The 7,914-nt window shown below is 65.0% G+C and carries 6 protein-coding genes; 4 read left to right on the top strand and 2 right to left on the bottom strand.

Annotated features, from left to right (window positions below; translation table 11 throughout):
* Positions 1-192: 192 nt before the first annotated feature.
* Positions 193-1,716: an anthranilate synthase component I gene (trpE, locus tag FEZ63_RS14720; protein ID WP_150945754.1), complete on the bottom strand. Its 1,524-nt coding sequence runs from the start codon at positions 1,714-1,716 to the stop codon at positions 193-195.
* Between the two features lie 4 nt (positions 1,717-1,720).
* Positions 1,721-3,622 (bottom strand): peptidyl-prolyl cis-trans isomerase, encoded by a 1,902-nt coding sequence (locus FEZ63_RS14715; protein WP_150945751.1) that lies wholly within the window; start codon positions 3,620-3,622, stop codon positions 1,721-1,723.
* Between the two features lie 134 nt (positions 3,623-3,756).
* Here FEZ63_RS14715 and tpiA point away from each other — a divergent pair, with 134 nt between their 5' ends.
* The 4 genes from tpiA to FEZ63_RS14695 all read left to right on the top strand — a co-directional run bounded on the left by tpiA (position 3,757) and on the right by FEZ63_RS14695 (position 7,883).
* Positions 3,757-4,524: a triose-phosphate isomerase gene (tpiA, locus tag FEZ63_RS14710; protein ID WP_150945748.1), complete on the top strand. Its 768-nt coding sequence runs from the start codon at positions 3,757-3,759 to the stop codon at positions 4,522-4,524.
* A gap of 262 nt (positions 4,525-4,786) precedes the next feature.
* Entirely contained in the window at positions 4,787-5,215 is a 429-nt protein-coding gene (gene secG, locus FEZ63_RS14705) for a preprotein translocase subunit SecG (RefSeq protein WP_150945745.1), read from the top strand.
* Positions 5,216-5,322: 107 nt separating this feature from the next.
* Complete coding sequence (locus FEZ63_RS14700; protein WP_150945743.1) at positions 5,323-6,951, top strand: CTP synthase; 1,629 nt, start codon at positions 5,323-5,325, stop codon at positions 6,949-6,951.
* A 68-nt stretch (positions 6,952-7,019) separates the two neighbouring features.
* The gene (locus FEZ63_RS14695; RefSeq protein WP_150945740.1) at positions 7,020-7,883 is read left to right on the top strand and encodes a VOC family protein; all 864 of its coding nucleotides are present in this window, start codon (positions 7,020-7,022) and stop codon (positions 7,881-7,883) included.
* The last annotated feature ends 31 nt before the right edge of the window (positions 7,884-7,914 follow it).

Raw genomic sequence — 7,914 nt, 5'->3', positions numbered from 1 at the left:
GGGTCAGGGTGGGGGTTGGACGGTCGGAATACCGCGTGAATGTGGAAAGGCGCAGGGCAGATACTCGATCAATCGATATCTGCGTCACCCAGTCGTTCGACCCCCACCTCCAACTCCTCCCCGCAAGGGGGAGGAGAGTCGCGCAGCGCCGAAAGCGCTTTCTCGGATCGACGCTGCCAAGATCAATAGCTCTCATTGGCCGAGCCTCGCGCGGCTGGCAAAACGGACCGCGTCCTCGGCGGCGCGAAACAGCGCCTTGGCCTTGTTGACGCATTCCTGCTGCTCAGAGGCGGGGTCGGAATCGTAGACGATGCCGGCGCCGGCCTGCACGGCCATGCGGCCATCCTTCACCAGCGCGGTGCGCAGGACGATGCAGGTATCCATTTCCCCATTGGCGCCGAAATAGCCGATGCAGCCGCCATAAGGGCCGCGCTTGTGCTTTTCCAGGCTGTCGATGATCTCCATGGCGCGGACCTTCGGCGCGCCCGAGACGGTACCGGCCGGAAAGCCCGCAATCAGCGCCTGAAGCGCGTCGTAGCGGCTATCGAGCGTGCCCTCGACGTTCGACACGATATGCATGACCTGGCTGTAGAATTCGAGGAAGAATGAATCCGTCACCGTCACCGAGCCCATCTCGGCGACGCGGCCGACATCGTTGCGGCCGAGATCGAGCAGCATCAGATGTTCGGCGCGCTCCTTCTGATCGGCCAGCAGGCTGTCGGCGTAAGCGCGGTCTTCGGCCGCCGTCGCGCCGCGCGGGCGGGTTCCCGCGATGGGCCGGATCGTCACCTTGTTGTCGCGCACCCGGACGAGAATTTCCGGCGACGAACAGACGATCTGAAACGCCTCGAAATCGAGATAGCACAGGAACGGCGCGGGATTGATCCGCCGCAGCGACCGATAGAGTGCGAAGGCCGGGAGCGGGAATGGCGATTCGAAACGCTGCGACAGCACCACCTGAAAGATGTCGCCGGCCCGGATATAATCCTTCGCGGTGGCGACCATGTCCTCGAACTCGCGCGGCGTCGTGTTCGACACCGGAGGTTCGAAATCGATCGTGCGCGGATCGACCCGCGCATCCAGCGGCAGCGGGCGCTCCAATGCGGTCGTCACTTCGTCGAGCCGCGCCAGCGCCGTCTCGTAGGCGGCCCGCGCCGCTATACCGGCCTGCAGCCGCACGGGCGTGATCAGCGAAATCTCGTCCTTCACCGCGTCGAACACCACCATCACGGTGGGCCGGATCAGGATGGCGTCCGGAACCTCAAGCACGTCCTCGTTGGGCGCGGCCAGGCGCTCCATCTGGCGCACCATGTCGTAGCCGAGATAGCCGAAGAGGCCAGCGGCCATGGGCGGCAGCTCGTCGCCCAAGGGAAGCGCGCTTTCCTTGATCAGCGCCCGCAGGCTCTCAAGCGGAGCATGCTCGTCCGGTTTGAAATCATTCGCGCGGCTCAGCGCCTTGCGGTCGATGGCCGCGACGCCATCCTGACAGCGCCAGATCAGATCGGGATCGAGGCCGATCATCGAGAACCGGCCGCGAACCGCGCCGCCTTCGACGGATTCGAGCAAGAAGGCCGGGCCCTTGCGCTCATGCCGCAATTTCAGGAATGCGGCGACGGGCGTCAGGAGGTCGCCCACCAGAGTCGTGCGGACGATTCCGGACTCGCCCGCCGCATAGGCCTTCGCGAAGGTTTCGAAGTCCGGGATCGCGGTGGTCATGGCGTTACAGATCGCTGCTGCCGGTCGCCTGTCTCAGCGCCTGCGGGTTGATGGTGACGCCGAGATCCTGACGGATCTGCGCGATGTACTGGTTGATCAGGTCGTCGCCCATGCTGTTCTTCAACTGCGTGGCCACCCGCTCAGCTTCCTGCGTGGTGGTGATGAAGGGCGGCACGGTGGCGGAGGTGACCTTGAACACCGCTCGCGTGCCCGCGCCATTGGCGACATTGCCAGCCTTTGCGGCCGGAACGGCGAAGATGCGGTTCACCGCCTCGGGGGTCAGGTCGTCCTTGGCGGTGTTGCGGGCGAGGTCGGAGGCGGATTTCACCGATGCGCCGGCCTCGTTGGCGACGGCGTCCATCGCCTCTCCCTTTTCGAGGCGCTCTGTCAAAAGCCGTGCCTTTTCGGAGAGGCGCTGCGCCACCTCTTCGTCGCGCCACAGACCGGCCACCTGCTCGCGGACTTCGTCCAGCGACTTCTCACGGGCCGGATCGATCGCCGTCACGTCGTACCAGACATAGCCGCCGCTGGGTACGCGAAGCGGCTCGTTATCGGCCCCGATATCGGATGCGAAAACTGCCCGAAGCAGAGCCTCGCGCTCGGGCAAATCGAGCACCGTCCCGGCTTTGTCGCGACCACTATTGTCGATCGCGGCGATCTGGGTGACGTTCAGGCCCTTGTCCTTTGCGATGTCGGCGAGGGGGCGGGCGCTTGCACGCTGATCCTCGATGGCGTCATGGACCGCATCGATTTCAGCCCGCGCCCGCGACTGGGCGATGTCGTTGCGGATCTGGGCCGAGACCTCCTCGAAGGGGCGCACGACCTCCGGCTGGATTTCCGTGACGCGCACGATGACCGGACCGAACCGCCCGGTCACGGGGCCGCTGACCGCGCCCTTTTCCAGGCCGAAAGCGGCCTCGGCCACTGCCTGATCCAGCATCTCGGCCTTGTTGAACCGGCCGAGTTCGAGGTCAGCCGGCGCGACAGCGCGTTCGGTGGCGATGGCGTCGAATGTCGCGCCTTCCTTGAGTTTCGCGGCCGCGGCCTCCGCCTCCGCCTGCGACGGGAATGTGATCTGCTGGACTGTCCGGCGCTCGGGCGTCCCGAACTTCGCCTTTTCCTGCTCGTAGGCCGCGCGCGCATCCGCATCGGTCACGGCATCCGGCTTGGCGAGCGAGGCCGCATCTACGGCCAGCATCGAGATCGCGCGGTATTCGGGCGCCTGGAAGGTCGCCTTGCGCTCATTGTAGAACGTTTGCAGTTGCTCAGGGGTGGCGGCCGGGATTTCGCCTGCCATCTCGGACGTCAGCAGGAAGTAGGCGGCGGCGCGGCGTTCGCTGTTGTAGCGGTGAAGGGCGTCCTGGGCCGCCACCGGCACGACAAGATCACCCGCAATCGCCTCTGCCAGATGGATGCGCGCCATGGCGGAGCGCTGTTCGCCGATGAAGCCCGCTTCCGTCAGGGAGGCATTGCGCAGCGCCTGGTCGAACATGGCGCGGTTGAACTGGCCGTCGGTGCCGCGGAAATTGGGGTCTTCCATGATGGCGCGCGCCACCGACTGGTCGGACACGCCGAGGCCGAGGGACTTTGCCTGTTCGCTCATCACGGCTTCGGTCACGAGGTTGGCGAGAACGCGCTGGTCGATGCCGAAGGCGCGGGCCTGTTCGGGGGTGATCACCGTCCGGAACTGGCGCCCGAGGCGCTGCAGCTCATTGTTATAGGCGGTGCGGACCTGATCGACCGACACCGAGGTCTTGCCGACCTGCGCGACGACGCTAGGCGGCGTCGTGCGGAAAATATCGCCGATGCCCCAGACGGCAAAGCTCAGGATCAAAAATCCGAAAAGAACCGTGGCGACGATCTTTCCGACCAGGCTCTGCCCGGCGAGTCGCATTCCTCGAAGCATCGTAAATCCGTTTCCCTGAAACTTGTTATAGAGGCGGATAGCCGATCGGAGGCGCGGCGAAAAGGGCAAGCGTGTTGAAAGACGCCCCGTGCGTCTGCTAGTCCCTTTGCCTTGAGTGTCACAGGAGTGCCCGAATGAGCGTCGAACGGCCGCGCCCGCTGGTAGCCGGGAACTGGAAGATGAACGGCCTCAAGGCCTCCGAAAAGGTTCTGACGGAGATCCAGGAAGGGTTCGTGGCGGCTTTGCGCAGCAAGGTCGACATGGCGATCTGCCCGCCCGCGACCCTCATCGCCCAGTTGGCGGAGCAGGCCGAGGGATCGGGCATCGCCATCGGCGGCCAGGATTGCCACGCGCGGGAATCCGGCGCCTTCACGGGCGACATTTCCGCCGAGATGTTGGCGGATGCAGGCGCAACCTGCGTGCTGGCCGGCCATTCCGAGCGACGCCAGTACCACGGCGAGACCGATGCCGACGTCGCTGCCAAAGCCCAGGCCGCCCACCGCGCCGGGCTTGTCGCCATCGTCTGCGTCGGCGAGACGAGAGAGGAGCGCGAGGCTGGTCGGACCCTCGATGTGGTTCGTACCCAGTTGAAGGGCTCTGTCCCCGCCGGAAGCAACAGCACCAATCTGGTGGTGGCGTACGAGCCCGTCTGGGCCATCGGCACCGGCCTGACGCCGACCGCCGCCGACGTCGCGGAGGTGCATGCGGCCATTCGCGCGGCCCTGCGCGTCCTGGTCGGCGAGGCTGAGCAGGACAAGGTGCGAATCCTCTATGGCGGCTCGGTCAAGCCCTCCAATGCGGCGGAACTGATGGCGGTGGAGAACGTGGACGGCGCTCTGGTCGGCGGTGCAAGTCTTGTGGCGGCCGATTTCCTGGGGATCGCCGGGGCTTACGGGAGGTAGTTCACGACAATTCCCGTCGCCTCATCCTGAGGAGCAGCCTCCGGCTGCGTCTCGAAGGATCCTCCAGTGGTCTCCTGAGACGCCTCGTCCTTCGAGACGCCGCTTCGCGGCCCTCAGGATGAGGCTGCGAGGTTGGCAAACCATCCGCAAAAGGGTGCTTGCGGGCCTTTGATCCCGTACACACCTATGCTACAGCCCGCCCAACGAATGGAAATACGAGCGGTCGGCCCGTGGGTGCGGCCGCTTGAGGTATTTGGAATCAATGCAAACGATCCTCATCATTGTCCACCTGATCATTGTTCTGGCGCTGATCGCTGTCGTTCTTCTGCAGCGCTCCGAGGGCGGCGGCATGGGTCTCGGCGGAGGCGGCGGTGGCGTCTCGGGCTTCATGACCGGTCGCGGACAGGCAAACGCGCTGACCCGCGCGACGGCAATTCTCGCGGCCCTGTTTTTTGTCACCAGCCTCGGGCTGACCATCATGGCCGGCTCGAGCCGGGCTCCGCGCTCGATTCTCGATGGCGCCGCACCGGCGGCTCCGGGCCAGCAGGCTCCGGCGGGGGCTCAGGGCGGCAACGTTCTCGAGCAGCTTCAGCGACTTCAGGGCGACCAGCCTGCGGCTCCGGCGACCGGGATTCCCGCGCCAAGCGCTCCTGCTGCTCCGGCAGCGCCTCAAGTCCCTCAGTCGCAGTAGGGCTGACGATCAGGGCCGGAGTTTCCGGCCCTCTCTTTTTGTGGATGGCAATCTGGATGCTGATTTGGCGTTTGCGAATCGGCAGCCTTTCTTTTGGATAGGGGTCCATGACGCGGTACGTATTCATCACCGGCGGCGTGGTGTCTTCGCTCGGAAAGGGACTGGCGTCAGCCGCCCTCGGAGCGCTTCTCCAGGCACGCGGCTACACGGTCCGGCTTCGCAAGCTCGACCCTTATCTCAACGTCGATCCAGGGACGATGAGCCCCTATCAGCACGGTGAGGTTTTCGTCACCGACGATGGCGCCGAGACCGATCTTGATCTCGGCCATTACGAGCGCTTCACCGGCGTGCCAGCGACCAAGGCCGACAACATCACCACGGGCCGCATTTATCTCGACATCATCACCAAGGAGCGGCGCGGGGATTACCTCGGCGCGACCATCCAGGTGATTCCGCACGTGACGAATGCCATCAAGGACTTCGTCGTCACCGGCAACGAGGGCTTCGATTTCGTTCTGGTGGAGATCGGCGGCACGGTCGGCGACATCGAGGGCCTGCCGTTCTTCGAAGCGATCCGCCAGCTCGGCAACGATCTGCCGCGCGGGCAGGCGATCTACACCCATCTGACACTGCTGCCGTTCATCCCATCGGCCGGCGAACTGAAGACCAAGCCGACTCAGCATTCCGTCGCCGAACTGCGCTCCATCGGCATCCAGCCCGACATCCTGCTCTGCCGGACCGATCGTGAAATCCCCAAGGACGAGCGCCGCAAGCTCGCCTTGTTCTGCAACGTGCGCGAAACCGCCGTCATCGAGGCCCGCGATGCGCCCTCCATCTATGACGTGCCGCTCGCCTATCACCAGGCAGGCCTCGACGGCGAAATCCTGGCTGCCTTCGGGATCGAGGACGCGAAGGCGCCCGATCTCACCCGCTGGACGACCATTTCCGAGCGCGTCCACAACCCGGAGGGCGAGGTCAATATCGCCATCGTGGGCAAATATACCGGCCTGAAAGACGCCTATAAGTCGCTCATCGAAGCGCTTCACCACGGCGGCATCGCCAATCAGGTCAAGGTGAACCTCAACTGGATCGAGAGCGAGATCTTCGAGCGCGAGGATCCGGCCCCTTTCCTTGAGGGCATTCACGGCATCCTCGTGCCGGGCGGCTTCGGCCAGCGCGGCTCGGAAGGCAAGATCCGCGCGGCCCGCTTCGCCCGCGAGCGGTCGGTGCCGTATTTCGGCATCTGCTTCGGCATGCAGATGGCGGTGATCGAGGCGGCCCGTTCGCTCGGCGGCATCGAGACCGCGAACTCCACCGAATTCGGCCCGACGCCTGAGCCGGTCGTCGGGCTCCTGACCGAGTGGCTGCGCGGCAACGAGCTCGAAAAGCGCAGTGCCGGCGGCGATCTCGGCGGTACCATGCGGCTTGGCGCGTTTCAGGCGTCGCTCAGGCCCGGCAGCAAGGTTGCCGAAATCTACGGCGGCACCGAAATCTCGGAGCGCCACCGCCATCGCTACGAGGTCAACATGACCTATCGCGACCGGCTGGAGCAGAAGGGCCTGCGCTTCTCCGGCGTCTCGCCGGACGGTGTGCTGCCGGAAATCGTCGAATACGACAACCATCCGTGGTTCATCGGCGTGCAATATCACCCCGAGCTGAAATCCCGTCCCTTCGAGCCGCATCCGCTGTTCAAGAGCTTCATCCACGCGGCGGTCGAGCAAAGCCGGCTGGTTTGATATGATGCCGTGCCGCAAGCCCTCCCGCGTCGCGGAGAGGGGTTTCGGCGAATGCGCAAGGGTGGCCCATGACACGCCGCATCGATCATCTCGTCGTCGCCGTTCGTGATCTGGATCGCGTCGCGGCTTTCTACGAGAAGCTCGGTTTCCAGGTCGGCGCGCGCAACCGGCATCCCTGGGGCACCGAAAATCGGCTCGTTCAGTTCAAGACCTCGTTCATCGAACTGATCTCCCTCGGAGCGGGGGCGGCGATTGCGCCGCACGGCACAAGCTCATTCAGTTTCGGCGCTTTCGTGCGCGATTATCTCAATCGCCGCGAAGGGCTCGCGATGCTGGTGCTCGACAGCGAGCACGCCAAGGCCGATGCGGCGCTTTTCGCGCAACGGGGCATCGGCGATTTCGCGCCATTTTTCTTCGAGCGCAGCGGGCGCAAGCCCGATGGCAGCGAAATCCAGGTGGCGTTCACGCTGGCATTTGCGCGGGCACCGGGTGCGCCGCTCGCGGGCTTCTTCGTCTGTCAGCAGCATTTCCCCGAGAATTTCTGGAATGCGGCTTTTCAGGTCCATGCGAACGGGGCGGACGACATTGTGGTCGTCGCCCTGTCCGTGCCCAGGCCCGAAGATCAAGCGGGCTTCCTGACTGCCTTCACGGGCGTCGAGCCAAGCCGCCCGGCCGAGCACGACCTCGCCTTCGCGCTTGCCGGCGGGCATCTCGACGTCATGACGCCGGACGACGCGGGCGAGCTTTATGGCTCGGTCGAGGCGGAGATGGATCAGCCGTCGTTCGTCGGCTTTACGGTCCGTGTCGGCGAGATTCAGGAGCAGGCATTGCTTCTCGACCGGGCGCACATCCCCTATCAGCACATCGGCGACCGGCTCGTCGTGCCGGCGAGCGCTGCTTTCGGCGTCGCGATTGCGTTCGAAGCAACGTAGTATCGGGCGCGAATCGAAAGCGATTCTCTAA

Origin of the sequence: Microvirga brassicacearum (genome assembly GCF_008757455.1) — a bacterium.
GTDB classification, from domain to species: Bacteria; Pseudomonadota; Alphaproteobacteria; order Rhizobiales; family Beijerinckiaceae; genus Microvirga; species Microvirga brassicacearum.
The sequence above is the reverse complement of the archived record's forward strand: the minus strand, read 5'-3'. Positions and strand labels throughout refer to the sequence as shown.

What these genes read in the sequence shown, in the direction of transcription:
- FEZ63_RS14700 (WP_150945743.1), top strand. Translation starts at nt 5,323, where the DNA reads ATGACGCGGTACGTATTCATCACCGGCGGCGTGGTGTCTTCGCTCGGA.
- tpiA (WP_150945748.1), top strand. Translation starts at nt 3,757, where the DNA reads ATGAGCGTCGAACGGCCGCGCCCGCTGGTAGCCGGGAACTGGAAGATG.
- FEZ63_RS14695 (WP_150945740.1), top strand. Translation starts at nt 7,020, where the DNA reads ATGACACGCCGCATCGATCATCTCGTCGTCGCCGTTCGTGATCTGGAT.
- secG (WP_150945745.1), top strand. Translation starts at nt 4,787, where the DNA reads ATGCAAACGATCCTCATCATTGTCCACCTGATCATTGTTCTGGCGCTG.
- trpE (WP_150945754.1), bottom strand. Translation starts at nt 1,716, where the DNA reads ATGACCACCGCGATCCCGGACTTCGAAACCTTCGCGAAGGCCTATGCG.
- FEZ63_RS14715 (WP_150945751.1), bottom strand. Translation starts at nt 3,622, where the DNA reads ATGCTTCGAGGAATGCGACTCGCCGGGCAGAGCCTGGTCGGAAAGATC.